This is a genomic window from Thalassospira sp. Z349TD_5, assembly GCF_056173045.1.
The window spans coordinates 2,131,615-2,158,125 of record NZ_CM149654.1 but is presented as its reverse complement, the minus strand read 5'-3'; the positions used below and the strand labels follow the sequence as shown (position 1 = coordinate 2,158,125).

At 51.6% G+C, this 26,511-nt stretch carries 26 protein-coding genes and 1 tRNA gene; 12 read left to right on the top strand and 15 right to left on the bottom strand.

Translation table 11 applies throughout. The features are described from left to right. The first annotated feature begins 15 nt into the window (after positions 1-15). From AC0VXT_RS09810 to AC0VXT_RS09785, 6 genes are all read left to right on the top strand, one after another. Positions 16-1,086 carry a sn-glycerol-3-phosphate import ATP-binding protein UgpC gene (locus AC0VXT_RS09810; protein WP_475548447.1) on the top strand — a complete coding sequence of 357 codons (1,071 nt, stop codon included), beginning with the start codon at positions 16-18 and terminating at the stop codon, positions 1,084-1,086. Positions 1,087-1,228: 142 nt separating this feature from the next. Continuing rightward, positions 1,229-1,702, top strand: a complete 474-nt coding sequence (locus AC0VXT_RS09805) for a GAF domain-containing protein (protein ID WP_475548446.1) — start codon at positions 1,229-1,231, stop codon at positions 1,700-1,702. 60 nt (positions 1,703-1,762) lie between these two features. Then, on the top strand, positions 1,763-2,299 hold the full coding sequence (gene ssb, locus AC0VXT_RS09800; protein ID WP_475548445.1) for a single-stranded DNA-binding protein: 537 nt from the start codon (positions 1,763-1,765) through the stop codon (positions 2,297-2,299). A 121-nt stretch (positions 2,300-2,420) separates the two neighbouring features. Continuing rightward, on the top strand, positions 2,421-2,942 hold the full coding sequence (locus AC0VXT_RS09795; RefSeq protein ID WP_475548444.1) for a hypothetical protein: 522 nt from the start codon (positions 2,421-2,423) through the stop codon (positions 2,940-2,942). A gap of 42 nt (positions 2,943-2,984) precedes the next feature. After that, entirely contained in the window at positions 2,985-3,293 is a 309-nt protein-coding gene (locus tag AC0VXT_RS09790; RefSeq protein WP_475548443.1) for a hypothetical protein, read from the top strand. A 93-nt stretch (positions 3,294-3,386) separates the two neighbouring features. Then, the gene (locus tag AC0VXT_RS09785; protein WP_475548442.1) at positions 3,387-3,791 is read left to right on the top strand and encodes an NUDIX domain-containing protein; all 405 of its coding nucleotides are present in this window, start codon (positions 3,387-3,389) and stop codon (positions 3,789-3,791) included. A 30-nt stretch (positions 3,792-3,821) separates the two neighbouring features. Here the strand turns inward: AC0VXT_RS09785 and AC0VXT_RS09780 are convergent, their stop codons facing one another. Continuing rightward, complete coding sequence (locus AC0VXT_RS09780; RefSeq protein WP_475548441.1) at positions 3,822-4,325, bottom strand: YchJ family protein; 504 nt, start codon at positions 4,323-4,325, stop codon at positions 3,822-3,824. A gap of 631 nt (positions 4,326-4,956) precedes the next feature. Here AC0VXT_RS09780 and rpoH point away from each other — a divergent pair. Continuing rightward, positions 4,957-5,826 (top strand): RNA polymerase sigma factor RpoH, encoded by an 870-nt coding sequence (gene rpoH / locus AC0VXT_RS09775; protein ID WP_022730809.1) that lies wholly within the window; start codon positions 4,957-4,959, stop codon positions 5,824-5,826. Between the two features lie 131 nt (positions 5,827-5,957). Here the strand turns inward: rpoH and AC0VXT_RS09770 are convergent, their stop codons facing one another. After that, the gene (locus tag AC0VXT_RS09770) at positions 5,958-6,413 is read right to left on the bottom strand and encodes an NUDIX hydrolase (RefSeq protein ID WP_475548440.1); all 456 of its coding nucleotides are present in this window, start codon (positions 6,411-6,413) and stop codon (positions 5,958-5,960) included. Further along, on the bottom strand, positions 6,406-6,675 hold the full coding sequence (locus AC0VXT_RS09765; RefSeq protein WP_475548439.1) for a hypothetical protein: 270 nt from the start codon (positions 6,673-6,675) through the stop codon (positions 6,406-6,408). Before AC0VXT_RS09765 ends, AC0VXT_RS09770 begins: the two co-directional genes overlap by 8 nt. Positions 6,676-6,878: 203 nt before the next feature. On the opposite strand from AC0VXT_RS09765, the gene AC0VXT_RS09760 reads away from it, so the two are divergent. Then, a complete protein-coding gene (locus AC0VXT_RS09760) occupies positions 6,879-7,757 on the top strand; it encodes a DUF502 domain-containing protein (RefSeq protein ID WP_101300433.1) in 879 nt (292 codons plus the stop codon). 106 nt (positions 7,758-7,863) lie between these two features. On the opposite strand, the gene recG is transcribed toward AC0VXT_RS09760, so the two are convergent. After that, a complete protein-coding gene (gene recG / locus AC0VXT_RS09755; protein ID WP_475548438.1) occupies positions 7,864-9,951 on the bottom strand; it encodes an ATP-dependent DNA helicase RecG in 2,088 nt (695 codons plus the stop codon). A gap of 227 nt (positions 9,952-10,178) precedes the next feature. Between recG and AC0VXT_RS09750 the strand changes: the two genes are divergently transcribed. Together AC0VXT_RS09750 and mfd are read left to right on the top strand one after the other, a co-directional pair. Beyond that, positions 10,179-10,451 (top strand): FAD assembly factor SdhE, encoded by a 273-nt coding sequence (locus AC0VXT_RS09750; RefSeq protein WP_022730814.1) that lies wholly within the window; start codon positions 10,179-10,181, stop codon positions 10,449-10,451. 7 nt (positions 10,452-10,458) lie between these two features. Next, the gene (gene mfd, locus AC0VXT_RS09745) at positions 10,459-13,956 is read left to right on the top strand and encodes a transcription-repair coupling factor (RefSeq protein WP_475548437.1); all 3,498 of its coding nucleotides are present in this window, start codon (positions 10,459-10,461) and stop codon (positions 13,954-13,956) included. A 54-nt stretch (positions 13,957-14,010) separates the two neighbouring features. Here the strand turns inward: mfd and AC0VXT_RS09740 are convergent, their stop codons facing one another. The 9 genes from AC0VXT_RS09740 to AC0VXT_RS09700 form a co-directional block, all read right to left on the bottom strand. Continuing rightward, entirely contained in the window at positions 14,011-14,700 is a 690-nt protein-coding gene (locus AC0VXT_RS09740) for a DsbA family oxidoreductase (protein ID WP_475548436.1), read from the bottom strand. Positions 14,701-14,704: 4 nt separating this feature from the next. After that, positions 14,705-15,928, bottom strand: a complete 1,224-nt coding sequence (locus AC0VXT_RS09735; protein WP_475548435.1) for a phosphopentomutase — start codon at positions 15,926-15,928, stop codon at positions 14,705-14,707. A 60-nt stretch (positions 15,929-15,988) separates the two neighbouring features. Then, complete coding sequence (deoC, locus tag AC0VXT_RS09730; RefSeq protein WP_475548434.1) at positions 15,989-16,822, bottom strand: deoxyribose-phosphate aldolase; 834 nt, start codon at positions 16,820-16,822, stop codon at positions 15,989-15,991. Positions 16,823-17,023: 201 nt separating this feature from the next. Further along, positions 17,024-18,163: a succinylglutamate desuccinylase/aspartoacylase family protein gene (locus tag AC0VXT_RS09725; RefSeq protein ID WP_475548433.1), complete on the bottom strand. Its 1,140-nt coding sequence runs from the start codon at positions 18,161-18,163 to the stop codon at positions 17,024-17,026. A 103-nt stretch (positions 18,164-18,266) separates the two neighbouring features. Further along, entirely contained in the window at positions 18,267-19,010 is a 744-nt protein-coding gene (locus AC0VXT_RS09720; protein WP_102782715.1) for an ABC transporter permease, read from the bottom strand. 3 nt (positions 19,011-19,013) lie between these two features. Further along, positions 19,014-19,706, bottom strand: a complete 693-nt coding sequence (locus AC0VXT_RS09715) for an ABC transporter permease (protein ID WP_417823708.1) — start codon at positions 19,704-19,706, stop codon at positions 19,014-19,016. 110 nt (positions 19,707-19,816) lie between these two features. Further along, positions 19,817-20,614 (bottom strand): lysine/arginine/ornithine ABC transporter substrate-binding protein, encoded by a 798-nt coding sequence (locus tag AC0VXT_RS09710; protein ID WP_475548432.1) that lies wholly within the window; start codon positions 20,612-20,614, stop codon positions 19,817-19,819. Positions 20,615-20,701: 87 nt separating this feature from the next. Next, positions 20,702-21,475 (bottom strand): ABC transporter ATP-binding protein, encoded by a 774-nt coding sequence (locus tag AC0VXT_RS09705; protein ID WP_022730823.1) that lies wholly within the window; start codon positions 21,473-21,475, stop codon positions 20,702-20,704. A 416-nt stretch (positions 21,476-21,891) separates the two neighbouring features. After that, complete coding sequence (locus AC0VXT_RS09700; protein WP_475548431.1) at positions 21,892-22,149, bottom strand: hypothetical protein; 258 nt, start codon at positions 22,147-22,149, stop codon at positions 21,892-21,894. Positions 22,150-22,422: 273 nt separating this feature from the next. Between AC0VXT_RS09700 and AC0VXT_RS09695 the strand changes: the two genes are divergently transcribed. Next, positions 22,423-23,397, top strand: a complete 975-nt coding sequence (locus tag AC0VXT_RS09695) for a TAXI family TRAP transporter solute-binding subunit (RefSeq protein ID WP_475548430.1) — start codon at positions 22,423-22,425, stop codon at positions 23,395-23,397. Between the two features lie 113 nt (positions 23,398-23,510). Next, positions 23,511-25,751, top strand: a complete 2,241-nt coding sequence (locus AC0VXT_RS09690; protein ID WP_475548429.1) for a TRAP transporter permease — start codon at positions 23,511-23,513, stop codon at positions 25,749-25,751. Positions 25,752-25,840: 89 nt separating this feature from the next. Here the strand turns inward: AC0VXT_RS09690 and AC0VXT_RS09685 are convergent, their stop codons facing one another. Continuing rightward, entirely contained in the window at positions 25,841-26,179 is a 339-nt protein-coding gene (locus tag AC0VXT_RS09685; RefSeq protein ID WP_475548428.1) for a zinc ribbon domain-containing protein YjdM, read from the bottom strand. Positions 26,180-26,287: 108 nt separating this feature from the next. After that, positions 26,288-26,377: transfer RNA gene (locus AC0VXT_RS09680), tRNA-Ser, on the bottom strand. Positions 26,378-26,511 lie beyond the last annotated feature (134 nt).

Genomic DNA, 26,511 nt, shown 5'->3' with positions numbered 1-26,511 from the left:
ATACAGGATACTACGATGGCAACTGTTACACTTAATCAGGCCGAAAAAACTTACGCGAATGGCTACAAGGCGATCCACGGGATTGATCTTGAGATTCAGCACGGTGAATTTACCGTACTTGTCGGGCCATCAGGATGTGGCAAGTCCACCTTGCTGCGCATGATTGCCGGTCTTGAAAGCATTTCGGACGGCGAGATCAGCATTGATGACAAGGTCGTCAACAAGGTTGCGCCAGCGGATCGCGACATTGCGATGGTTTTCCAGAACTATGCGCTCTATCCGCACATGAGCAATTACAACAACATGGCCTATGGTCTTCGCAACCGCGGCCACAGCAAATCAGAAATCGACAGCAAAGTGCGTGAAGCTGCGCGCATCTTGCAACTTGAAGACCATCTTGATCGCAAACCAAGCCAGCTTTCGGGTGGCCAGCGCCAGCGTGTGGCCATGGGGCGTGCCATTGTCCGGCAACCAAAGGTTTTCCTGTTTGACGAACCATTGTCCAACCTTGATGCCAAATTGCGCGTTGATATGCGCCTTGAAATCAAAAATCTTCAGCAACGCCTTGGGATTACATCGGTTTACGTCACCCACGATCAGGTCGAGGCCATGACACTGGCCGACCGTCTGATCGTCATGAATGGGGGTGTTGCCGAACAGATCGGAAGCCCGATCGATATTTACGAAAAGCCCGAAACCCTGTTTGTTGCGGGCTTCATCGGGTCACCGGCGATGAATTTCCTGCCCGGCAAAGTATCAGATGATCGCACGCATGTTGTTGTCGGGGATAAGGTCAAACTTGACCTTGATCACGATGTCGAGGCCGGACGCAATGTGACGGTTGGCATTCGTCCCGAGCATTTCCGCCTGTGTGGCGATGATGCCGGGCCGGTAAGCGCCTCTGTGCGGATGGTCGAATCGCTTGGTGCGGAAACGCTTGTGTATCTTGATTTTGGCATCGGGAATGAAAACGTGACATTGCGTGTTCAGGGAACGCATCAGTTCGCCAAGGGCACGGTGCTTACGTTGTCCATTACCCCAGACATGATCCATCTGTTTGACTCCGAAACCGGCAAGCGTATTTGAACGTATCTAATTTGTGCCTGACGAACCCCCGGCGATGATCTGTCGTCGGGGGTGCTTTTGTTTTGGGATATGGATCAATTTAACCTTGTCTCAAGCCTGACGAGCGGGTAGTTCGTAGTCTCTCAGAATTCAGGAGACCATCATGCAGGCAGATCAGAAAAAGGCGCTTTATGAAGAAGCGATAAAAGAACTGATTAGCATCACCGAAGGCGAAACAAACGTCACTGCGTTGATGGCAACAGTGTCTTGCATCTTGTCCGAAAAGTTCGACTATTACTTTTGGACGGGATTTTATGTTGTTGATCACAATAAACAAAATGAACTGGTTGTCGGGCCGTATCAAGGCACGCTTGGCTGTTTGCGTATCCCGATTGGGCGTGGTGTCTGCGGGACGGCCGCGTCAACGCGCGAAACGCAATTGGTTGCCGATGTGCATGCCTTTCCGGGACACATCGCGTGCGACAGTCGGTCCAATTCGGAAATCGTCGTGCCGGTTGTTAATGCTGATGGGCAGTTGATTGCTGTGCTCGACGTCGATAGTGTCGAACTCAATTCATTTGATGAAATAGACCGCGTCGAACTTGAAACTTTAATGCAGCGCATTTTTGCGCAATGATAACTCACAAGTCCTGTGCATACAGGGCCACGGACAAACACAAACTTTGGAAGATAACCCATGGCTGGCAGTGTCAATAAAGTCATTCTCGTCGGAAACCTTGGCCGCGACCCTGAAATCCGGTTCACCCAGGCTGGCAAGAAAATCGCCAATTTCAGTATTGCGACCTCCGAACAGTGGCGGGACCGTCAGTCTGGTGAGCGTCGCGAGCGCACCGAATGGCACCGCATTGTTGTGTTCAACGAAGGCCTTGCCGATGTCGTAGAGCGCTTTGTTAAAAAAGGCAGCAAGCTTTACATCGAAGGCGTGCTTCGGACCCGTAAATGGCAGGGGCAGGACGGCAAAGACAATTACACCACTGAAATTGTCCTGGAAGGCTTCAACTCCAACCTGACCATGCTTGATAGTCGTGGCGGTGAAGGCGGCGGAATGGGTGGTGGTTCGTCGTCTGGCGGCGGATATGGCGGCGGCCAGGACAATGGCGGCAACTTCGGTGGCGGCGGTTCTGACGCAGGCTGGGGCAACGGTAGTTCGTCCTCTGGTGGTGGTTCCGCTCCGTCAGGCGCCCCGGACCTTGATGACGAAATTCCGTTCTAAGTCAGGCTCCAAAGTTATTTTTCAGGCACCCCAAAACGCGATCTGTGTTTTGGGGTGTTTTCTTTATGCCGATCCAATGCCATTTTAATGCGATCCAACGTTGGAATAAGCAGATCATATAGTGACGACACCTCAAAAGCTTATGCTTGAAGACATTACAGCACGGGCAGAAGACGAACAGATATCACCCGTCAATTTCAAGCAGGTCAAATTAACCAAGAAATACCTTCTGCCGCGGATCAAGGAATTGCATAACGATATGCTTTTGCTGCGCCAGCAGTATGACCAAAGTTTTGATGTGTCGCTCAACAAGGGCGGAAAATCGTACCCGGAAGGGTTTTGTCAGGAAATCACCCTTGGGGTTAAAAGCCTTCTTGAGCAAAAGGTTGGTGCTGCAACAAGTCCCGGACTAGTTGCACTCCGTGACTTTGTACGCAACGGTGGCTTGGCAAAACGTGTCTGGGGTAATCTGCGAAATCTGTATTTTCAAAACGCTTTTCAGTTTGGCAGTCTATATGTCGATGTCTCAAATGACACAGTTGACATCCGCAAGGATAAAGTGGAAATATTGCCACTTTCCAAAGCCAGAATGTTTCCGATTAACGATTATGATGGTTACGCAGATTTGGCTGCAAAGTATTAGAAAGGTCAGGTTTACCCCAATCGCGTATTGCCGGATCTTGCCGTGATGTTTCCGTTGTTCCTGATTACATCGGACGGAAATATCGGCCTGCATGCGAACTACCAGACAATTTTGTACCGCAACATGCAGCATGATTTTGCATTATCCGAGAAATTCCTGTTCAGGAACAAACGCAAGACGCTTGATCTGCCGACACCATACCATGAAAAACTTGTTGCTGAATGTGGGGCGTGTGTAATCCCGGCAAGCTATGAGGAATTACGTTCGTATTTCAATGATGCACGAGAAACGTCGTTGCGATTTGACGTCACACGTTGCCAAGGAATGCTTGATCGCGCTATTGCGGTATAAAACAATTATACGATCCTGCGCAGCAGGGGTTGCACTCACAGGTCGAAGGCAAGGTTGCCCATTTTGGTCGCTCCGATATTTGGAACCCCGCGCATGGGGCAAAGTTATACGGTTCAGGATTGTGCCTATGCGGTCATCAAGGATGATCAGGGCAGGGTTGCTGTGGCCAAAACACCAAAGGGTGTGGTCCTGATTGGCGGCGGGGTTGAGCCGGGCGAAAGCGAACGTGATGCCCTTCACCGGGAAGCCTATGAAGAATCGGGCTATCGGGTTCGGATCCTGTCCCGGATCGGATTTGCATCCCAGTATATTAATAATCCGGGCAAGGGCCGTTACCGATTAAAGCGGGCCACATTCTTTCAATGTGAAATGGTCGAACGCCTTGGGCCGCCGCTTGAAGATGATCATGAACTGATTTGGCTGTCCTATGACGACGCGCACAGCCAGCTTATCCGGTTATTTCACCAATGGGCACTGGAAGTGGTCGGAAAAGGCTGACGAACCCTCAGTTTCTCAGCCAGTGTATATTTATCCACAGCATTTTTTTAATTTCTTGCCAGATCCACACGGGCAGGGATCATTACGTCCGACCCGATGGGGCGCTGCGCCCGGTTTGATACCATTCGCATTTGGGAAATCGCCATCGACATACACCCATTTACCGGTACGGCGTTCAAAGTTTGACCGTTCATGGAGGTGATGGTGCTGCCCGTTTTCATTAAATCGGGCAATGAATTCGACCTGTCCCGTCTGATCGAGTAATCCACCTGCTTTGCGGTCAATGATCTCAAGCCCGATCCAGTCGGTTTGATCGTGTTCAATGCTTTTTGCATCGAATGCACCGCGGTTTTCAGCGGCGATAGTATCGGACAGATAGACGCCATTTCGCAGAACAAAGGCGCAATAGCGTGATCGCATCAATTCTTCCGCTGTGCTCGGATAATCTGCACCGGACAGAAACCGACCGCAGCAGTGATCAAATCCGCGTGAGCTGCCGCACGGGCAAAGGTCTGTTTCTGAGGAATCGAGCATGGTTTGGCTTCCGGTCTTGATCGTTTGCGGGCACACATAATGGTATCGCGCCATCGTAGTGATTTCCAGCTCGGCGGGAACATTTTCTGTGTCCGGATCGTTGAAAACACTAGTACGTGACTGATGGTGAACTCTGCTGCGCAATTTGGGTCGTTTGCCTTTGTTTTGCCTTATATCGTTTATACCGTGAACTATTGGCGCTTTTAATTCCCGACAGGAAAAGTCGGGTATAGAAATTAAAACGCTGATATCGAGTGATTAATATAACTGAAACGCTGGTCAGAAGTTCTTGACGGATTTGGTCGGGTTTAGATATATTAATTGTGCGGGTGGGGGCCCAAAGGCACCGCCGGATCGAAGTCCGGCCTATTGGCGGACAATGAAATTGTCGATTTGCTTCAAGTAAGGATGAGACACCATGAATACAGACTCTTTTCGCATCAGCTGTCCTCTCCCATAGACCTTTCAATGGGATGAAAATGCGACCGGACGACTTTGACCTTCTTGGTCCTAATCCGGTCATCCACGTGAATAAGTTCACAAACGACAGTGTTCGCGCGTCATCTAAATTCTGACTGGCTCCGTATGCATATACAGGTGTCGACGCGTTAACCTCTCAGGAGGACAGAAAATGAGCGCCATTAAATTACCAGCTGTTTCCCAGGAAGACGGTTTCTCGGGATATCTCCGCGAAGTTTGGAAGTTTCCAATGCTGACCGTGGACGAAGAATACATGCTTGCGCACCGTTATCAGGATCATGACGATACTGCTGCTGCGCACAAGCTTGTCACCAGTCACTTACGCCTTGTTGCCAAAATTGCATTCGGGTATCGCGGCTATGGCCTGCCGATGGCTGATCTTGTGGCAGAGGGCAATACCGGTCTGATGCGTGCGGTTCAGAAATTTGACCCGGAACGTGGTTTCCGCCTGTCGACTTATGCGATGTGGTGGATCCGTGCTGCCGTAACTGAATACGTCCTGCAAAGCTGGTCGATGGTTAAGCTTGGCACGATGGCTGCACAGAAAAAGCTGTTCTTCAGCCTGCGCAAAGCCAAACGTCAGCTTAACATCTATGACAATGGTGAATTGTCGCCAGAACAGGCATCTCAGGTTGCCGAAAGACTTGGCGTTACGGATCGTGAAGCGCTTGATATGAACCGCCGTCTCGCGGCGCGTGATTTCTCGCTCAATACGCCGATGCCCAAAGACGAAGGCATGGAGTATCTCGATACCCTGTCATCGGATGCGCCAAGTCCAGAGGCACTGGTCGGGAACGAAGAAGAACGCGTGCTTAATAATGGTATGCTGAAAAACGCGATGGGTGAACTCCCGGAACGTGAACAGGAAATCATCAAAGCCCGTTTCCTCAGCGACGATCCGATCACGCTTGAGAAACTCGGCGAACGTTTCGGTGTGAGCCGCGAACGTGTCCGTCAGCTTGAGGCCCGTGCCTTTAAGAAAATTCAGGAAAGCGTTCTGAGCCAACACGCCGCAGCGTGATCAGTTCAATCATCCGACAAAATCAGGCGACATCCAATGGGTGTCGCCTTTTTGTATGAGGAATAGAGGCATTGCTGGTATCGGCACAGGTCGCTTTGGTTGGGCGCATTGTGGTCTCATGACGTGAGCCTTTAGCGCGGCTGCGCATTACCGCGCACACGTCTTGCCTTTTCGATCATTTCAATCGTCTTGTTCCAAAGCTTATAGGGGGCAAGTCTGGTTGCATCGACCCATTGCGCATCGGCGGCATCTCCGCCGGCACATAAATCCGCACCAACTGCCTCGGCAGTAAAATCAATCAGGGTATAATGATACTGGATGATGCCATTCGATGCGGGTGAAATCAGGTCCACCGTGTCAACAAGGATCGGGGGGGATATTTCGATGCCAGTTTCTTCAAGAATTTCGCGTCTGACCGCGTGTTCAAGTGTTTCGCCAAGTTCTTGAGCCCCGCCAGGAAGGCTCCAGCTACCAATGTTGGGTTCTTTGCCCCGTTTGATCAGCAAGATCTGATCGTTATGCCAAACCACAGCCCCGACCCCGATGATGGGGCGCGGCAGGAATGTACGAACATCAGGGTCAGACATCGTCTTCGTCGTCTTCAAGATCATCATCGGGGTCAGGGACCTCGTGAACGATTTTCCCGGTCATTTCGCGGGCGCGAATGGTCGGGGCTCCCAAAAACTGTTCTTCTGATTCAGGACGCAACGACATGACAAAATCAATCGCCGGGGCATCTCCAACCGCAAACTGACGCGCCGTGTCATAGTCAGGTGCGCGTACCTTGGATGTTTTGATGCCGACTGACCCGTTGTCGTCGTATATGTATTCGACAATCCAGACCTTCAAAATAACTCCATCGGGCTGCTATTTGATGATTTGCTGTTTGTTTGGTTGCACCGCAATCTTGAATACTGGTATCACTTCAAAATAGGGAGTTATCCCTGATCCAATGTCGCAGTAGTACCATATTCATACTGATAAATGGTGAATGCCAAAAGCTATTCTTACGGTTTGGGTATTCTAATGCGGCTTATCAGTACAGGTGACCAATGAACGCCAAGCGCGATGATAAACATGACGCGGACAAGCACGGCTCCGCACTGCCGAGCCCGGGTTTCTTTGCGCGTGTGCGCGCCTATTTCCTGACCGGTGTTCTGATCAGTACACCGCTTGCGATTACCTTTGGACTGGCTTGGTGGTTTATCGAGTTTGTCGACAGCAAGGTGATGCCGCTGATCCCGGCACATTACAATCCCGAAGCATATCTTCCTGACGGCTACCAAGAATACGGCATTCCGGGATTTGGTCTTCTGGTTATGCTGGTGTTCATCACCATGGTTGGCTGGTTTACCACCAACTTTGCCGGTCGTGCCTTGATTAAGCTGTATGAGCGCATTCTGGGCCGTATTCCGGCAGTGCGCAGTATCTATGGTGCGATCAAACAAATTCTTGAAACGGTTCTGGCCAATCAGTCCAATGCATTCCGCCAGGCGGTGTTGCTTGAGTATCCACGCCGCGGCATGTGGGCGATTGGGTTCATTACTGGTGAAACCAAGGGTGAGGTTCAACACCTTACCGAAGATACGGTCATCAACATCTTTTTGCCGACAACACCAAACCCGACATCGGGTTTCCTGTTGTTTGTGCCGCGTCAGGATGTCGTCATTCTTGATATGTCGGTCGAAGAGGCTATCAAGATGGTGATGTCTGGCGGTATTGTAACCCCACCGGATCGCCGTTCTCCCGAAGAACAGAATCAGCCGCGGGTTTCGTCGAAAACCTACGAAGACCTTGATGTGCTGCGCGAAAAAGAAAACAGCCCCATTTTGGTTTCGCGTGACATAGCCCCCCGTCAAAAGCCCGATAGTACCGAAAATACCGGGAAGGCCGGGCAGGGCGAAGATGACAAACACCGCGAAGACGCCTGATCACTTGGCCGTTGCCGATGATTAATAGTTAAAACAAGGGCGCATGCCAAGCTGGCTGCGCCCTTTGTTGTGTCTGGCTATACGGTTTTTTATCGCGGCGTCTTTTTTACCCGGATCGGAAGTATCGCACGGCTTCATCGCGTTCGAACAGGTACAGCAACAAACGCAACGCTTCGCCACGCGTTTTTTGTAAATCTGGATCTCGATCCACAATCAGACGGGCATCATCGCGGGCAATTGCCAATAAATCGCCGTGCAGTTCCAGATTGGCCAAGCGATATTCCTGAAGCCCGCTTTGACGCGTGCCAAGAACTTCACCCGCACCGCGAAGTTTCAAGTCTTCTTCGGCGATGACAAAGCCGTCCTCTGTTTCGCGCATGATCTTAAGGCGCGCCTTGGAAACCTGTCCCAACGGGCTGCCATAAAGCAGCAGGCAGGTAGACGCCGCATCCCCTCGGCCAATGCGCCCGCGCAACTGATGAAGCTGGGCCAGGCCAAACCGTTCGGAATGCTCAATCACCATGATGGTGGCATCAGGTACATTGACGCCGACTTCAATAACGGTGGTCGCAACAAGGATCGATGTATCGCCATGGGCAAAGCGCTCCATAACTTCATCTTTTTCCTTAGCCTTCATTTTGCCATGCACAAGCCCGGCGCGGGCGTCACCGAACAACTCAACCAAGATGCGATAGCGTTCTTCGGCAGCCTGAAGGTCAAGAATTTCTGAATCTTCGACCAACGGGCAGACCCAATAGATTTTGGTGCCTGTGCGCATTGCGCGCCCAATGCCCGAAATGACGTCATCGACCTTATCAATCGGCAAAACACGGGTATCAACCGGTTTTCGTCCCGGTGGCTTTTCATCAAGCCGCGATACTTCCATATCGCCAAATGCGGTCAAGGTCAGGGTACGCGGGATCGGGGTCGCGGTCATCACCAGAACATCGACAGCTTGACCTTTGCCTGCCAGCATCAAACGTTGATGAACGCCAAATCGGTGCTGTTCATCAACAACGGCAAATGCAAGGTCAGAAAAAACAACATCATCCTGAAACAGCGCGTGAGTACCGACGGCAATCTGCACATCACCATTGGCAAACCCTTCAAGAGTTGCCTTGCGGGCTTTACCCTTGTCGCGCCCGGTTAGGATCGCACATTTAATCCCGATTTGTTCGAGTAATGGACCAATCGTTTCAAAGTGCTGACGGGCCAGAATTTCGGTCGGTGCCATTATAGCTGCTTGGCGGCCGCATTCCACAGCATTGAGCATGGCCATCAACGCAACAACGGTCTTGCCCGAACCAACATCGCCTTGCAAAAGGCGCAACATCCGGCCTTCACTGGCCATATCGTCATAGATATCGGCCAATGCACGTTGTTGTGCGCCTGTCATGGCAAAGGGCAGGTTCGCGGCAAGCTTTTGTCGCAAATCACCCGCACCATTGGTCACGCGCCCACCAAGCTTGCGCATTTTTGCCCGGATCAGCGACAAGGCCAGTTGATTGGCGAGCAATTCGTCATAGGCAAGCCGTTGGCGGGCCGGATGATCAGGCGATAGATCCGAGGCGTCTTCGGGATTATGAATGGTGCGAAGCGCACTGGCGAGATCAGGCCACTTATGGCGCGCAACCAATGCCGGGTCGTGCCATTCCGGAAGGTCTGGAACCAATTGAAGGGCAGCACGCATTGCCTTGGTCAGGGTTTTGCCCGTCACACCGGCAGACATCGGATAGACCGGCTCGACGGTTTGAATTTCCGCGCGTTCGGATTCTGTACCAATCCGATCAGGGTGGGTGATCTGATATTCGTTACGATAATGATCGACCTTGCCCGACACGATGCGCTTTTCCCCGATGGGAAGCACATCATTGAGGTACTTGGCCCGCGCATTAAAAAATGACAGGACCAGAGTGCCGCTGAGCGTTTTGCAGATCACGCGATAGGGGCGGCGCCGGTTTGGGGATGGCTCGTGGCGTTCTACCCAAACATCCATTGTCACAACCGAACCATCGATTGTTTCATCAAGTGGTGGCGAAAAACGACGGTCAATGATCCCCGATGGCAGATGCCAGAGTAAATCGGCAACATGTTCGCCACCGATCAAGCGCACGACCAGTGGCTTTAACCGCGGCCCAATCCCGGGCAGGGTTTCGATTTCGGCAAAAAGCGGGAATAAAATTTCCGGGCGCATGTCGGTTTTCGTTGCAACTTTCGACGAGAACGTTAATAGAACAAATAGGTTTACCGGACGGGTATACAACAAAATTATCGCGCAACAACCATCAAGTCACCCTTTGATGCAAAATCACCTGATCACGGCATGGACCAAAAGCGTATTTTACCGTACAAACCATGCCACAGAATATCATATAGCGCCGTGCAAAAGGCTGCTGTGCAGAATAAGTCAGGAGATCAATTATGACAGATAACATTTCGGAACTTGAAATGCGGCGCAAGAAGCTGCTGTTCCGTGGTGGTCATCGTGGTACCAAGGAAAACGATATCCTGATCGGTCGCTTTATGGACGAGCATCTTGCGACGTTGACCGCAGAACAGCTTGATACGTTTGAAGCCCTGATTGTGGACGTTCCCGATGCAGATTTCTTCAAATGGGCGACGCGTAAGGAAGCAGCACCGGCGGAGTATGATACCGATGTACTGCATATGATTCAGGATTTGAGCAACGCCTGATAAAACATTGAAAAAAATCAAAGAAATCTTATCATCCAAAGGCCGAAAACGCGTCGGCGGTGTCCCCGAAGGTGCGGACGCACTGGTTTTGCGTGAACTGCTTGATGCCAAGGCATCGAACAGCACGATCTTGCATGTTGTCAGCGATGACAAACGCATGGCACAGCTGGCAGAAGCATTACGCTTTTTTGCTGGTGAGGTGGAAGTCCTGACACTGCCGGCGTGGGATTGCCTGCCGTATGACCGTGTCTCGCCGATTTCGGAAGTCACCGCACGTCGCGTAGAAACACTGACCATTTTGGCCGAAGGGGACGCCCCCAAAGCCGGACACGGGCGAATTGTCCTGACAACGGCAGCAGCAATCCTGCAGCGCGTACCGCGCGTTGATGTGATGCGTGCCGGTAAACTGGCCTTTAAGGCAGGGGCTGAGTATCACCGCGCGGAACTGACCGCCTATTTCGAGCGGATGGGTTACAACCGTTCAGAACAGGTGATGGAGCCGGGTGACTATGCCGTGCGTGGCGATATCGTCGATATTTTCGCACCGGGCATGAATGAACCGGTGCGTCTTGATTTCTTTGGCGATGAGATAGAAAGCATCCGGCGTTTTGACGTTGAAAGTCAGCGCACGATTGGCAAGGTCAAGGAAATCGCACTTATGCCGGTTGGTGAAGTGTTTCTCGACCCCGAAAGCATTTCACGGTTTCGCAGCAATTATCGCGAATTGTTTGGCGCGGTTTCGCAAACCGATCCGCTGTATGAATCGATCAGTAACGGCCTGAAATATGGCGGCATGGAACATTGGTTGCCGCTGTTTCATGATGGGCTTGATACGATTTTCGCCTATCTGCCCGGTACTGTCATTAGCCTTGATTACCAATACGGCGAAGTCCTTGAAAACCGTCTTGAGATGATCGATGACTACTATCAGGCGCGCTTGAACATCAAGGGTGGTGGGCTTTCGGGCGACAACGTCTATAAACCGGTGCCAACCGAACGGCTGTATCTGGATCAGGCCGAATTTGATCGGATGCTGTCGGACCGGGTCGTCCTTGAATTTTCCCCATATTACGAGGCCGAATATCCCGAACGCGGGATTTACGACATTGGCGCGCGTGCCGGGCGTGATTTTGGCGATGTGCGCGCACGGGCCGACACCAACCTTTACGAAGCGTTGCGGGACTTCATTACAGAACAACGTGGCAAGGAAAACCAGATCGCCATTGCGGCCTATTCTGATGGATCGCGCGATCGTATGGTTTCGCTTTTGCGTGAACATGGTGTTGGCAAAGTCGTTACCGCAGAATGCTGGGAAGACATTACCGATGATCTGACATTTGAGCAGGTTGCGGTTGTTATCCTTGATATGGAACGTGGTTTTCGCCGCGAAGGTTTTTGGTTCCTCACCGAGCAGGATATCCTTGGCGACCGGATGAGCCGCCCGGGTGGGCGTCGTCGCAAGGCTGATAATTTCCTGCGTGAGGCCTCCGAGATTTCCGAAGGCGATCTTGTGGTTCATCTTGAACATGGGATCGGACGGTATCTGGGCCTAAAGACCGTTACGGCTGGTGGGGCACCGCACGACTGTCTGGAACTGGAATATGACGGCGGTGACAAGCTGTTCGTCCCGGTGGAAAATATCGAAGTCCTGTCGCGCTATGGCTCGGACGAGGGGCTTTCAATCCTTGATAAGCTGGGCGGCGTTGCCTGGCAGGCGCGTAAGGCCAAGCTGCGCGAACGTATTCGCGATATGGCGGCCAAACTGATTAAAGTCGCGGCTGAACGTCATTTGCGCAAAAGTGCTGTACTCAGCGCGCCTGAAGGCAGCTATGACGAATTCTGTGCCGGGTTCCCGTTTGCCGAAACCGAAGATCAGGCACGTGCAATTGTCGATACGCTCGACGACCTTGCAGCAGGAAAGCCGATGGATCGTCTTGTCTGTGGCGATGTTGGCTTTGGCAAGACAGAGGTCGCCATGCGGGCCGCCTTTACGGCCGTGATGTCAGGCAAACAAGTTGCCATCGTCGCCCCGACAACACTGTTGTGTCGCCAACATTACCTAAACTTCAAGGAACGCTTTGACGGGCTCCCTGTGCGTGTTGAGCAACTGTCGCGTCTTGTGACCGGTAAAAATGCCAAGCTGGTCAAGGACAACCTTGAAAGCGGACATGTCGATATCGTTTGCGGCACGCATGCTTTGCTTGGCAATGGTGTTCATTTCAAAGACCTTGGTCTTTTGATCGTCGATGAAGAACAGCACTTTGGTGTTAAGCATAAAGAACGTCTGAAAGAACTTAAATCTGACGTCCATGTTCTGACCCTGACGGCTACACCTATCCCACGCACCCTGCAACTCGCTCTGACCGGGGTTAAGGAACTGTCGATCATTGCGACACCGCCGGTAGACCGTCTTGCCGTGCGGACATACATCACCCCCTACGATCCGGTAGTTGTCCGAGAGGCAATTTTGCGCGAACGCCATCGTGGCGGGCAGGTGTTTTATGTTTGCCCACGGGTCAATGAGCTTTCGCGTGTTGCCAAGGAACTCGAAGCGCTTGTTCCGGAAATCAAGTTTGACGTTGCCCATGGTCAAATGGGGGCACGTGACCTTGAACAGGTGATGACCGACTTTACCGATCGCAAGTTTGATTTGTTGCTGGCGACCAACATTATTGAATCGGGCATTGATGTGCCCAACGCCAACACCATGATCATTCACCGTGCGGATATGTTCGGTCTGGCTCAGCTTTATCAGCTGCGCGGTCGGATTGGGCGGTCAAAACAACGTGCCTATGCCTATCTGACACTGCCGAATGGCAAGAAACTGACGGCAACCGCGCTTAAGCGGCTTGAGGTCATGCAGACCCTTGATAGCTTGGGTGCCGGATTTAACCTTGCCAGCCATGATCTTGATATTCGCGGGGCAGGGAACCTGTTGGGCGAAGAACAATCCGGCCATATCAAAGAAGTCGGGATCGAACTTTATCAGCAAATGATCGAAGAAGCCGTGGCCGAAGCCAAGGGCGAGATCGAGGCATCTGACGAGGCAAGCTTCATCCCACAGATCAATATCGGCATGCCGGTTCTGATCCCGGATCGCTATGTGCCCGATTTGGGCGTGCGTCTAGGGCTGTATCGGCGGATTTCTGAGTTGCGATCACGCGAAGAAGTCGATCAGTTTGCAGCAGAAATGATTGACCGGTTCGGCAAACTCCCCAAAGAGGTCGAGAACCTTCTGGATGTTGTGACCATTAAACAATGGTGTCGCGTTGCCAATATTGAAAAGCTTGATGCTGGGCCAAAAGGGGCATTGATTACCCTGCATAACAATGAATTCCCAAATCCGGGCGGATTGGTCGGCTTTATTCAGCAACAGGTCGGTGTTGCCCGATTGCGTCCCGACCATAAGATCGTCTATACTGCGGGCTGGGATGGACCGACCGATCGGTTGGAAGGTCTGAAACGCTTAATGAAACGGCTTTCGGATATCGCAGAAAAAACATAAAGAAAAGGCGGGTAACAAATTGTTATCCCGCCTTTTTTCTTTATCGATCCACCTTTATGATGCGGGTGTTTCTTCTTGTCGGGCAAGCCGCACCATGCGCTGAAGAATTTCAGGTTCCTGTGCGCCCGACAGTGCATGACGACCGTTAAAGACAAAGCACGGAACACCGGTCACACCCATCTGATGTGCAACCCGGTTTTCCTGTCCAACGAAATCACGGTCCATATCGCCGGCAAGGTAATCCAGGATTTCATTTCGGTCTTCGCCGTGTGTTACGGCAATTTCAGCCAGAATATCAAGGTCGCCGATATTTTGACCTTCAAGGAAATAGGCCACAAACAGGTCCTCGACCAAGGCATTGCCAACGGCAGGGCGTTCTGAGCATACCTTGAAAATTAGGCGATGTGAGTCTGTGGAATCTGGCGTGATTTTGATGTCGTCGAACTTAAATTCAATACCAACAGCCGCCCCGGCCGTTTCGATGGCCTTGTAAACGCGCGTGGCACTTTCAGCCCCGCCAAACTTGGCCGACAGATAAAGTTTCCGGTCAATGCCGCCATTTGGCATGTCAGGATTAAGCAGGAAAGGCCGCCAGTTGATAATCAGGTTATCAAGCTGCTCGCGCGACAATGCCTTTTCAAGGCGCTTTTTACCGATGTAGCACCATGGACAAATCGTATCGACGATTGCCTCGATACGGATCGGCATCAATGATGTTTCGTTTTGTCCCGCATGCCAATTCATAGCGTTATCCGTTTAAAAAAGACGTGCCTGTTGCAAGCGGCGCAATGCCTAAATGATCGGCGACCGTTTGGCCAATATCCGCAAAGGTTTCGCGCATTCCAAACGGGCCGGGCGCAATTGCAGGACCAAAGGCCAGTACCGGCACAAACTCACGCGTGTGATCATTCCCACGCCAGGTCGGATCACACCCATGGTCTGCCGTTACAATCACCAGATCACCCGGTTTGAGGGCATTGCGCAATTCCGGAATACGGACATCGAACTCTTCAAGTGCATTGGCATAGCCCGGAACATCGCGACGGTGGCCGAATTCCATGTCAAAGTTGACAAGGTTGGTAAACACAATGCTGTTATCAGGTGCTTCGGCGATTTCATTCATCATGGCGTCAAACAGGGCCATGTTGCCCGATGCCTTGATCTTTTTCGCAATCCCACGGTGGGCATAGATGTCAGCGATCTTGCCAACCGAAATAACCGTACCGCCCGCATCGCTGAACAGATCAAGCAAAGTGGGTTTGTGCGGCGGGATGGCCAAATCACGACGGTTTGCTGTCCGCTTGAAATCCGCGGGGCTTTCGCCGACGAACGGGCGGGCAATCACGCGGCCAATATTATACGGTTCGACCAGTTTGAAGGCGATTTCGCAGATATCATAAAGCCGATCAAGACCGAAATGTTCTTCGTGTGCGGCAATCTGAAACACGCTATCGGCGGACGTATAGCAAATCGGCATGCCGGTCTTGATATGTTCCTGACCAAGATCGGCAATGATGTTTGTGCCTGATGCGTGACAGTTACCAAGAATACCGGGCAGCTTTGCCTGTTTGATAAACGCATCAGTCAGTTCAGCCGGGAAGGTCGGAACGGTTTGCGGGAAATAGCCCCAATCGAAATCGACGGGTACACCAGAAATTTCCCAATGACCACTTGGGGTGTCTTTGCCGCGTGAAAGTTCCTTGGCATGACCAAAGGCCCCAAGGATCGCACCGCCATGATCAAGCCCCGGTGGAACGCGACCAGTGGCGTCCTTTGCGGCTTCGCCCAGGCCAAGTGCGACCATGTTTGGAATATGCAATGGCCCGCTGCGTTGATTGTTATCAGCAAGGCCTTTTGCACAATGTTCGGCAATATGCCCCAGGGTGTCAGATCCCTGATCACCGAATTTGGCCGCATCCGGTGCGCTGCCAATGCCAAAGCTGTCTGCCACGATGATGATGGCACGTGCCATTAATGTCTTCCTTTAAGCATGTTCTGTCGTCTTATACTGTCTGGCAGATAGTAATTTTTTCTAGTAGTTGCCAGTCGCTGCAGGTGCATTGTTCTGGTCAATGCCGCAGGTTTCCAGCAGGGCGGTTAAAACGCCGCTGGCCCCAAATCGGAAGGTTTGCGGTGTTGCCCAGCCGTCGCCCATGATCTCGTCGGCAATCGCGAGATAAAGGGCGGCGTCAGCTGTGGTTTTCACCCCGCCAGATGCCTTGAAACCCGCAACAGCACCGTCTTCATCACGCGCATCACGAATGGCCGTCAGCATGGCAACGGCTGTTTCCGGCGTAGCACCAACCGGAACTTTCCCGGTTGAGGTTTTGACAAAATTCGCACCGTGTTTGATCGCAAGGCGGGCGGCGTCATAAATCTTTGACAGGTCATCAAATTCACCGGTTTCAAGGATGACTTTCATGGTGGTCATGGGGCCGCAGGCCGTGCGTGTTGCGTCAAGAACATCAACCACACTTGCCAAGTCCCCCGACAGAAACGCCTTATAGGGAAGAACCAGATCAACTTCATCGGCACCCTTGGCAACGCAGTCGGCTGTTTCATCGCCAACGCGCTGGGCATTTGTGCCGCCCTCGGGAAAGTTAACCACTGTCGCGGTTTTAACCCTGCTTTGGCCCAGTGCCCGCCATGACGTTTCAACGAACGGTGCGAACACACAAACCGCAGCTGTATTGCCCATAGGCGTTTGCGCGCGTTTGCACAGGGCCTCAATTACCTCGGGCGTATCGTCATCATTCAAGCTGGTCAGATCCAGAACGGAAATGGCGCGACGCGCGGTTTCGGCGTCAGAAACGGCCTTTTTCGCGGCCATTTTAATAACGTCGGGAACGGTTTTCGGGTCGAGCATCAGGTCATCCTTGCAACGCGTAGAACGCAAATTATTCTGGTGTGCATCACCATTTAACGATGATGACGAAAGACGGTTTCAATCACGGTCTGATCGAGACTGAATACCGGCGACAAAGGTATCCAACCTTGGCCAAGCAATCAATCAATCCGTCCCAAAACACAGTTTCAATCAGAACCAGCCAATGGCCTATCTGATGGATTATTTTGACAGTAAAAGTTGCCCTTCGCGGCCCGGTAATGGTTCTGCGCCAGCGACAGAACACAAATACCCACCCGGAACGATCAGGCGAATGCCAATGCGCGAATAAAGAACGCCGTTGGTCCGGCTTGAAAACGTGGTTCTCTGCCCGGTTTCACAGTCAAGAACATATCCAAGTTCCTGACCTGCTTCGACTTTTTCCCCGGCTTCAACATGAAACACCACCATACCGCCATGCGGCGCCATTACCCGGTCAACACCTGAAAGCGGGGTGGCATCACATTTGGCATCAGGAAGGGGCCCCGGATCACCTTTGATCAGGCCGCGACGCTGCAGGAATTTAAACAGATTGTCCGCATCCTTAATCGCATAGTCATCATACACATCGCGATCGCCGCGAAGCTCAATCGTTGTGGCAAGGGTCGCCATTGGAATGGGGAATTTATCGCCATAGACCCGGCGCAACTCGACCCAGGGACGGCTGAATGTTTCGTCAAACGGATTGTCACCGCTGATCTCTGCAATCAGACTGCATTCTGAACCAATCTGGGCTGAGAGGTCAGCCGCATCTGGCCAGTTATGGTCGCTGATATAAAGATGCATTGGCGCTTCCCAGTCGCAATGCAGGTCCATCACATAGTCTGCATCAACCGCCAGTTCCGCAAGCGTCAGGCGCAAATCAACAAGATCGGTTAGCGGTGTGCTGTCTTTGCGGTGCTGGGCAATCAGGCGGCGCAGTTCAGATCGAATGATTGCAACATTCTGATCCGCATCCTGCGTCAGCTTGGATGCTGCCGCCTCAATCAGGGCCGGGCTTAAATCCGGATAATGCCGGTTAAAGTTTTGACCACTGCGCATTTCAAACCGGCCAAGTGGTTTCATATCGACATACTGGGTAAAGCCGATTGGATTGGCGAACGGAACAATAACGATTTCGCCGGTGATTTCAGCTTTGGCGTCGGCTTCTTTAAGCAACGCTTCAAGGTGATGAAGGGTAATGACACCGGGAAGTTCATCGGCATGCAAGGCGGCCTGAAAATAGGCTTTTGGGCCGCGGCCAACTTTGCCATAGCGGCGCACGGTCAGTGCTCTGGATGTCCCCATTTGCGGACGCACAAGGTTAATGCGGTCTTCTTGCATTTTCTGGTCCTGCGTTGGCAACGATATGACGTGATGAAACGGTATAGTTTTTTGATATTAATACTGCGTTGACGACAACACATATTGATCCAAAACATTCAAATCAGACCCCCATGGGTTTGATTTTACCTGGAAGTTTATCCTTACGTTTTTCGCTTCGCCGCAAATACCGCTCGATCATCTTAAAGCCAAGTGTCAGGACATACACAATGATCAGATAAATCAAACCTGCCGAAATAAATGCCTCATAGGGCAGGGCGGTGCGGGCAACAATCTTGCGGGCGGCACCGGTTAATTCAATCAAGGTCACCGTCGATGCCAGCGATGTGGCTTTAAGGGTGAAAATGACGTCATTGGTATAGGCAGGCCAGATCATCTGCCACATACGCGGGAAAATAATGCGGCGGTAGGTGGTGAACGGAGTCATCCCGCATGCGCGTGCTGCTTCGATTTCACCGCTCGGAACGTTTTGAATGCCGCCGCGCATGATTTCGGCGACGTAGGCCGCGGTATTGAGAACAAATGTCAGAAGACAGTACCAATATGGATCGCGCAGATATGTCCACGTCCAATGGTCCTGAATGCCATCAATGTTGGCAACCAGCTGGCCGACCCCGTAATACATCATGAACAACTGCCCAATCAGGGGGGTGCCGCGGAACATATAGATGAAAGCAAAGGGAACGGCCTGTATCCAGACTTTCTTGGACACACGGGCCACCGCAAGCGGAATGGCCAGAACTGTGCCAAAGGCAACTGAAATCACCAGAAGTTGCGCTGTCAGCAAGAACCCCCGCCACAGCCAGACATCATATTTTGTCAGAACGTAGATAAAATCTTCAAACATTTATCAGGCCCTCGCGATCCCGCGGGCAGCCCGCTTTTCAAGTCGGTTGAAAACGAAAAGAGAAATCGTCGTAAAGGCCAGAAACATCAACATCGCAACAAGATAGAAGGTAAAGGGGGCTTTTTCCGTTCCAGCCCCGATGGCGGCCTTGCGCATGATTTCCTCGACACCGACCACAGAAATAAGGGCCGTATCCTTGATCAAAACCTGAAACAGATTATTCAAACCGGGCAGGGCAAACCGCCATAATTGCGGAAGCTTGATGCGCAGGAATATTTGACGGGGTGTCATGCCACATGCGGTTGCTGCTTCAATCTGGCCGACCGGGATGGATTGCATGGCTGCGCGGAAGACTTCAGACGCAAACGCCCCCTGAACCAGGGCAAGGGCGGCGACACCTGACCAGAATGCTGGAATATCAACGCGGGTTTCTTCGCCCGACAGCCATTCTGCCAAGTTCTGAATGGCAATGGTACCACCGAAATAAATCAACAAAATAACAAGAAGTTCGGGAATTCCGCGAATAATGACAGTGTAACTTTCACCGATAATACGCAGCAGGCGGAACGACGACAATTTCGCCGATGCCCCCAGCAACCCGATAATGATCATAAAAGGCAACACAGACAGGCAAAGCTGGATCGTGACAAATCCTCCCTCAAGCATTTGCCAGCCGCGGCCGTATAAATCAAACATGGTGTCTCCAGCAAACCTTGATGCCCATCGATCTCATTCGTGTGCGATGACCTGAACCAACAGAAACGGAAAGGGGCGGCAACTATGTGCCACCCCGAAATATCCGTTGATCAACGCGAATGCAGGTTGACGGATGTGAAGTATTTTTTGTTGATTTCTTCATAGGTGCCGTCGGCAAGAATATCCGCCAGCGCCTTGTTGAAGATTTCTTTCAAATCCTGATCTTCCTTGCGGATACCAATACCTTCACCGGCACCAAACCATTCTTCCGGCGCAAACGCATCCGATACGAATGCATATCCGGCGGCGTCATCAGACTCGACCCACTTCAAAAGTACGCCGGAATCAGCCAGGGTCACGTCGATACGACCAGCAACCAGATCGAGCAACGCGTTGTCCTGGGTGTCATAAAGACGGATTTCAACGCCCGGGAAGTTATCTTCGAGGAACGAAGAATGCGTGGTCGAACGCTGGACACCAACGACCATGCCGTCGAGTGCATCCTCAACAACTTCACCATCGGCATAGGCATTGACTTCCATGCCTTCCTTACCAACGAAAACGGCAGGGCTGGCACTATAATAGTTGGTGAAATCGATCGAACGTTTCCGTTCTTCGGTGATCGACATCTGGGCGATAATGGCATCGTACTTTTTAGCCAACAGGCCCGGAATCATGCCGTCCCAATCCTGCGTGACAATTTCACAGGTCAAGCCAGCTGATTTACAAAGAGCATTTGCAATATCAACATCAAAACCGATGGCCTTGCCGTTGGCATCAATCTCGTTGAACGGGGGGTACGCACCCTCGGTCGCAATAACAACTTTTTCCCATGCAGCATTTGCCGCAGAAGCACTCATTGCCACGCCAAGCGCAGCAGCGGTTGCAACCTTGATCCAGTTTTTCATTCATAGTCTCCCTTGTTGATTGGAACAGCGCGCAATTCTTACGGCTATTCTTGGACGGCTGCATATCAATGCAGCTGTCACCCCAGATCAGAAATCACGCTGAAGAAATTGTTTCATGCGGTCTGATTTTGGATTCTCGAAAACTTCTTTCGGATCGCCGAACTCTTCGACGCATCCTTGATGCAGATACATCACGTGGCTCGATACCCCTTTGGCAAACCCCATTTCATGGGTCACCACAAGCATTGTGCGGCCTTCTTCTGCCAGATCTGTCATCACACGTAAAACTTCGCCAACCAGTTCCGGGTCGAGTGCAGATGTTGGTTCATCAAACAGAAGAACTTCGGGCTCAATGGCAAGTGCGCGTGCAATGGCCGCGCGCTGTTGCTGTCCACCAGAAACATGGCCCGGATAGTAATCGCGACGTTCGTACATGCCGACTTTATGCAGCAGCGCATCCGCGCGTTCGATGGCTTCCTTTTTCGGAATGCCCAGCACATGTACAGGTGCTTCGATCACGTTTTCCAGAATGGTCAAATGGCTCCAGAGATTAAAGCTCTGAAACACCATCGCCAATTTGGTGCGAATACGTTGGAGTTGCTTTTTGTCGGCTGCATCCTGACTGCCGTCCTTGAGAGTGCGCATGCGGATCAATTCCCCATGAACATGGACGTTCCCTGCGTTCGGGGTCTCAAGAAGGTTGATGCAGCGCAAAAATGTGCTTTTGCCAGAGCCTGAAGAACCAATGATGGAAATTACATCGCCGGTGTTGGCTGTCAAATCAATGCCCTTGAGAACTTCGTGGTCCCCAAAACTTTTGAACATCCCTTCAACCTGCAAGGCGGGTATGTTTTTGCTCATATCGAGTTAAAATTTCCCCTGTTGAAAGTTCTGAAATTCGAATTCGTCTTTAACATCCGCAAACGGATGTCCCCCTACAGTTCACGCAGTAGCGTTCCTTGTGGGGTAAATAATTGCCTGTCGGTCGCAGGTATTTCCACAGGTTTTTGCAGTTTTATGAAGAAATCTACGACTTTGCCTGCTTTATAAGCACTTTGCGCAATCTTCCCGCAAAAATCGTGCATCAGTACGTGTTTTTACGCAATAAAAAACCACTTAAAAATATTGGATTGTTTGACAGGGGGCTAAATGTCACGGGTATTTTCCGTCCTCGAAACGTCCATACCGTGTAATTCCTCTTCGTTATCTCAAACCCGGCACTATATATGAGGTGGGCAGGGCTTGATGAACTCTGACCTGTTATGACTTTAAGCATATCACTGATTGCGACGCACCGATTGCAAGAAGCGAAGGACTTCATCATGCAGTCGATGGGGCTGCTCACGCATTTCTTTTGATGACGGCAATAGGGAATTGGCTTCTTCACTGACCATCGTCGATGCATCCGATGCGGCGGCGACATTTTGCGAGACTTCCTGCGTTCCCGATGCCGCACGCGATACACTACTGGCGATTTCCTGGGGGCGCGGCCCCTTGTTGTTCGACGGGGGCAACAATGCTTTTGAAAATGCCAATTCTTCTTCAGGTTGGGTCGATTACAGGGCTTTGCAAGCCACTAATTGGCTGATTTTAAAGTTACATAAGAAAAATATGCGGTATTCTTGTTCCCTATGAAATACGAGACGTACGACCAAAGTATCAGGGGCGCAGAGATCGACATCACTTTTCAAATGAGGCGTTTTACCTATTGATAGTATAGCGCATTGCCTTCAACCTTTGGTTTCCCCATATGAGGAAATGGCTTTGGGGGCAAAGTCTTAAAAATTACCGTCAATCGGAGGAAATAAATGAAACGCGCATTATTTGCAGGGATGGCTGCCGCGTTCGCGTTCGGGAGCACCGCCGCCGTGGCACAGGATCGTGCAGGTTGGCCTGACAGCTTTACTGTCGGCACCGCTTCTCAGGGCGGAACGTATTTCGCATATGGCTCTGGCTGGGCAAACCTTGTTGCCGAAGAGCTTGATATTTCCGGTGGTGGTGAAGTCACCGGTGGCCCAATGCAGAACATGGCACTGGTTCACACCGGTGAAGCAGCTTTTGGCATGACCACAATGGGCCCAGCGGCAGAATCACTTGCCGGAACCAACCCGATTGCACCGGGCGTTCAGATGACCAACGCATGTGCAATGTTCCCGATGTATCAGACACCGTTCTCAATCACCGCACTTTCGTCTTCGGGGATTAAGTCCGTTGCCGAAATCCCGGATGGTGCAAAAATTGGTTTTGGTCCAGCAGGCTCCACCTCGGACACCTATTTCCCGCGGATGCTGGAAGAACTCGGTGTTAATTTCGAACGTCGTAATGGTGGGTGGTCCGACCTTGGTGGCCAGCTTCAGGATGGTTTGCTTGACGTAATCGCGTTCGCAGCCGGTGTCCCGGTTCCGGCTGTGAGCCAGCTTGAAGTCCAGACCGATGTTAACATCATCGAGTTCACTGCTGATGAACAGCAAAAGATCATGGATGCCTTCCCGGTATCCGAATTTGATATTGCAGCAGACACCTACACCACGCTGACGGCACCGGCACGTTCAGTGTCGATGTGGAACTTCGCGATTGCCAATTGTGATCTTCCGGAAAGCTTTGTCTATGCCGCAACCGACGTTGTGATGTCGGACAATGATCGCATGGTGTCAATTCACCGTGCGGCACGTTCGACTGTTCCTGCCAACTGGGATAAAAACAAAGTCATGAAGTGGCATCCGGGTGCTGCGAAGTGGTTTAACGAAAATGGTGCGAACATTCCCGCAGACATGATCAAATAAATCACGCCTGAGAATGTCGATAAAGCGGGTCGTCCAAGGATGGCGGCCCGCTTTTTTTCAATTGCCGCATAAAGTGGCCAAAAAACAATGAACCAAGAGTGTGGGGAAACCTGATGACCGAAAAAAGCCAGGTTGAAGACGAACCTCTCATCGCTGAAGGCGTGGATGATGAACCGGTTGAAAGCAATCGCCGTCTTTTTGAAGGCAGGGGACTAACCTTCATCACCCTGGCCGCTGCGATCTATGCGGCCTTTCATATGCTTGCCCTGAATGGGGTATCTTTGTCAGGTATGACAGGCGGCTTGGTTGATCTTGCATTCTTGCCCGATTTCCCACTTGAAACGTGGAATTTCCGCATAGTCCATGTGACTGGTGCGTTAGCACTTGGTTTTCTGTGGTATTCGGCAAACAGTTTTGTCGAAGACAACAGCAGCGAGACGCCGCTTTTTGGGTATCTTTCCTACGTCTTGCTCGTACCCGCCTTTGTCGCCGTTGGAACCGCCGTCAGTTTTGCCTTTGAAATTGACAATGGAGTCATGTGGAATGGCATTGATGCAGGCATTAAATTCAATGAAACATGGCTGTTTGGCCTGCCATTGATGGTGGCGACCGTTGGGGGCATTGTCCTTTCATGGTTCCATAAAACCAGTCGCGAAAAATATTCCCCACCAGATTTCGTGCTGACTGTCTGTGGTCTGGCCGTTGCACTCTATTTGATTACGATTTACGGAACCTTGATGCGCAACTCTACCGGCACGCCGTTTGCCCCAATCGGTATTTCGATTGCGGCTGTATCGGGGACGCTTTTGATCATGGAACTCACCCGCCGGGTTGCAGGCCTTGCACTTGTGATCATCGCGACAATCTTTTTGTGCTACGTCTTCATTGGCGAGTTTCTGCCGGGGTTCCTGCAATCACCTGCCGTCACGTGGCAGCGTTTCTTTAGTCAAGTTTACACCGATGCAGGCATTCTTGGTCCAACAACGGCCGTTTCATCGACTTACATCATTCTGTTCATCATCTTTGCAGCCTTCCTTCAAGCGTCAAAGGTTGGCGATTATTTCGTCAACTTTGCCTTCTCGGTTGCGGGGCGGGCACGGGGTGGCCCGGCAAAGGTTGCGATTTTTGCGTCGGGTTTGATGGGAATGATTAATGGCACGTCGGCGGGCAACGTTGTTGCGACCGGGTCGTTGACCATTCCGTTAATGAAAAAGGTGGGTTACCACAAGAAAACAGCTGGTGCGATTGAGGCTGCGGCCTCAACCGGCGGGCAGATCATGCCGCCGATCATGGGGGCAGGTGCTTTCATCATGGCCGAGATCACCGGCATTCCCTATACCGAGATCGCGATTGCCGCAATTATTCCGGCCATCCTTTATTTCGTTTCAATCTATTTCATGGTCGATTTCGAAGCCGCCAAGCTTGGTATGCGCGGCATGAGAGAAGACGAGCTGCCGCGCTTTAACCAAATGATCAAAAAGGTATTTCTTTTCCTTCCGATCATCATCCTGATCATCGCCCTTTTCATGGGCTATTCGGTCATTCGTGCGGGTACTTTGGCCACCGTGGCAGCGGTCGTTGTCAGTTGGCTGACCCCCCACAGGGTTGGCATTAAATCGGTTGCCAAGGCACTCGAACTGGCTGGGGCAATGTCGATCCAGATCATCGCAGTTTGTGCCTGTGCCGGTATCATTGTCGGGGTTATCGCCCTGACAGGTGTTGGCGCGCGGTTCTCCAACCTTCTGCTTGGTTTGGCCGAAGCATCTCAGCTGTTGGCGCTAGTGTTTGCGATGATGATTGCCATTCTTTTAGGGATGGGGATGCCAACAACGGCGGCGTATGCGGTTGCGGCATCTGTGGTTGCGCCAGGGTTAATTGAGCTTGGAATTGAACCGCTTACGGCACATTTTTTCGTGTTTTACTTTGCGGTTGTTTCGGCAATTACACCGCCCGTAGCACTCGCGTCTTATGCGGCGGCCGGTATATCCGGCGCCAATCCGATGGAAACATCAATGGCATCGTTCAAGATCGGCATTGCTGCCTTTATCGTGCCGTTCATGTTCTTCTATAACTCCGCCATTTTGATGGATGGTACTTATCTGCAGATCGGTCAGGCGCTGGTAACGGCCATTGCCGGCGTGTTCTTGTTGTCGTCTGGCGTGCAGGGCTGGTTCCTTGGTCGAACCGCGGTCTGGTTCCTGCGTATTGCATTGGTGGCAGCTGCCCTATTCATGATCGAAGGTGGTATTCTGACCGATCTGATCGGTATCGGGATTGCTATTGCGACCTTCTTTATCCAACGGATCGTTAACCCAAAACCGGGAACGACGTTCCGAACAGGTGGTGCGGACTAACCTCCCGCACACCACCCTGAACGACAAAAGCGCACCAAAATCTGGTGCGCTTTTTCTTTGGCGATCAAGGCTGTAATGATCAAGCAGTGTTATTCCACGACCTTTTTTACAAACTCTGATTTCAGGCCCATTTGCCCAATGCCCGGTATTTTGCAATCGATATCGTGATCGCCATCGACAAGGCGGATACTCTTCACCTTGGTGCCAACTTTGACAACGGACGAAGATCCTTTGACCTTGAGGTCCTTGATCACAGAAACGGTATCGCCATCCGCAAGGGGAGTGCCGTTGGAATCGCGAATGACATTTTCTGATGCCGCATCACCGCTTGCAGACCATTCATGTGCGCATTCTGGACAAATCAACAATTCACCATCTTCATAGGTGTAAGCTGACTGGCATTTAGGGCAGGGTGGTAGTTCGCTCATATCTTGGGCCTTTGTGATGTGGTTTGCGTTACTGCGAACACAGCCCGGCATCTTTCAGGCTGTTTGGCCTGTAAGGCTTTTTAGACATTTGATCTGAGCCGGAAGGAATGGCGGAGAGGGTGGGATTCGAACCCACGGTACCCGTAAAGGCACGACGGTTTTCAAGACCGTTGCATTCAACCGCTCTGCCACCTCTCCGCAAAATCGGTTGGAGCATATCGCTCTGGGCGCTTTCAATAAATTGGCAGTGCCTTACTGTCAATAGGGCAATCGCGTATTGTATCAAAAGCTGGTCAAAAAGCATCGATACAGTATGGAGACCGCAACTCTGG

Excerpts from the sequence above, each read along its gene's own strand:
- AC0VXT_RS09810 (WP_475548447.1), top strand. The coding sequence starts at position 16 with ATGGCAACTGTTACACTTAATCAGGCCGAAAAAACTTACGCGAATGGC.
- AC0VXT_RS09805 (WP_475548446.1), top strand. The coding sequence starts at position 1,229 with ATGCAGGCAGATCAGAAAAAGGCGCTTTATGAAGAAGCGATAAAAGAA.
- ssb (WP_475548445.1), top strand. The coding sequence starts at position 1,763 with ATGGCTGGCAGTGTCAATAAAGTCATTCTCGTCGGAAACCTTGGCCGC.
- AC0VXT_RS09785 (WP_475548442.1), top strand. The coding sequence starts at position 3,387 with ATGGGGCAAAGTTATACGGTTCAGGATTGTGCCTATGCGGTCATCAAG.
- AC0VXT_RS09780 (WP_475548441.1), bottom strand. The coding sequence starts at position 4,325 with ATGCTCGATTCCTCAGAAACAGACCTTTGCCCGTGCGGCAGCTCACGC.
- rpoH (WP_022730809.1), top strand. The coding sequence starts at position 4,957 with ATGAGCGCCATTAAATTACCAGCTGTTTCCCAGGAAGACGGTTTCTCG.
- AC0VXT_RS09770 (WP_475548440.1), bottom strand. The coding sequence starts at position 6,413 with ATGTCTGACCCTGATGTTCGTACATTCCTGCCGCGCCCCATCATCGGG.
- AC0VXT_RS09760 (WP_101300433.1), top strand. The coding sequence starts at position 6,879 with ATGAACGCCAAGCGCGATGATAAACATGACGCGGACAAGCACGGCTCC.
- recG (WP_475548438.1), bottom strand. The coding sequence starts at position 9,951 with ATGCGCCCGGAAATTTTATTCCCGCTTTTTGCCGAAATCGAAACCCTG.
- AC0VXT_RS09750 (WP_022730814.1), top strand. The coding sequence starts at position 10,179 with ATGACAGATAACATTTCGGAACTTGAAATGCGGCGCAAGAAGCTGCTG.
- AC0VXT_RS09740 (WP_475548436.1), bottom strand. The coding sequence starts at position 14,700 with ATGAATTGGCATGCGGGACAAAACGAAACATCATTGATGCCGATCCGT.
- AC0VXT_RS09735 (WP_475548435.1), bottom strand. The coding sequence starts at position 15,928 with ATGGCACGTGCCATCATCATCGTGGCAGACAGCTTTGGCATTGGCAGC.
- deoC (WP_475548434.1), bottom strand. The coding sequence starts at position 16,822 with ATGCTCGACCCGAAAACCGTTCCCGACGTTATTAAAATGGCCGCGAAA.
- AC0VXT_RS09725 (WP_475548433.1), bottom strand. The coding sequence starts at position 18,163 with ATGCAAGAAGACCGCATTAACCTTGTGCGTCCGCAAATGGGGACATCC.
- AC0VXT_RS09720 (WP_102782715.1), bottom strand. The coding sequence starts at position 19,010 with ATGTTTGAAGATTTTATCTACGTTCTGACAAAATATGATGTCTGGCTG.
- AC0VXT_RS09715 (WP_417823708.1), bottom strand. The coding sequence starts at position 19,706 with ATGTTTGATTTATACGGCCGCGGCTGGCAAATGCTTGAGGGAGGATTT.
- AC0VXT_RS09710 (WP_475548432.1), bottom strand. The coding sequence starts at position 20,614 with ATGAAAAACTGGATCAAGGTTGCAACCGCTGCTGCGCTTGGCGTGGCA.
- AC0VXT_RS09705 (WP_022730823.1), bottom strand. The coding sequence starts at position 21,475 with ATGAGCAAAAACATACCCGCCTTGCAGGTTGAAGGGATGTTCAAAAGT.
- AC0VXT_RS09695 (WP_475548430.1), top strand. The coding sequence starts at position 22,423 with ATGAAACGCGCATTATTTGCAGGGATGGCTGCCGCGTTCGCGTTCGGG.
- AC0VXT_RS09690 (WP_475548429.1), top strand. The coding sequence starts at position 23,511 with ATGACCGAAAAAAGCCAGGTTGAAGACGAACCTCTCATCGCTGAAGGC.
- AC0VXT_RS09685 (WP_475548428.1), bottom strand. The coding sequence starts at position 26,179 with ATGAGCGAACTACCACCCTGCCCTAAATGCCAGTCAGCTTACACCTAT.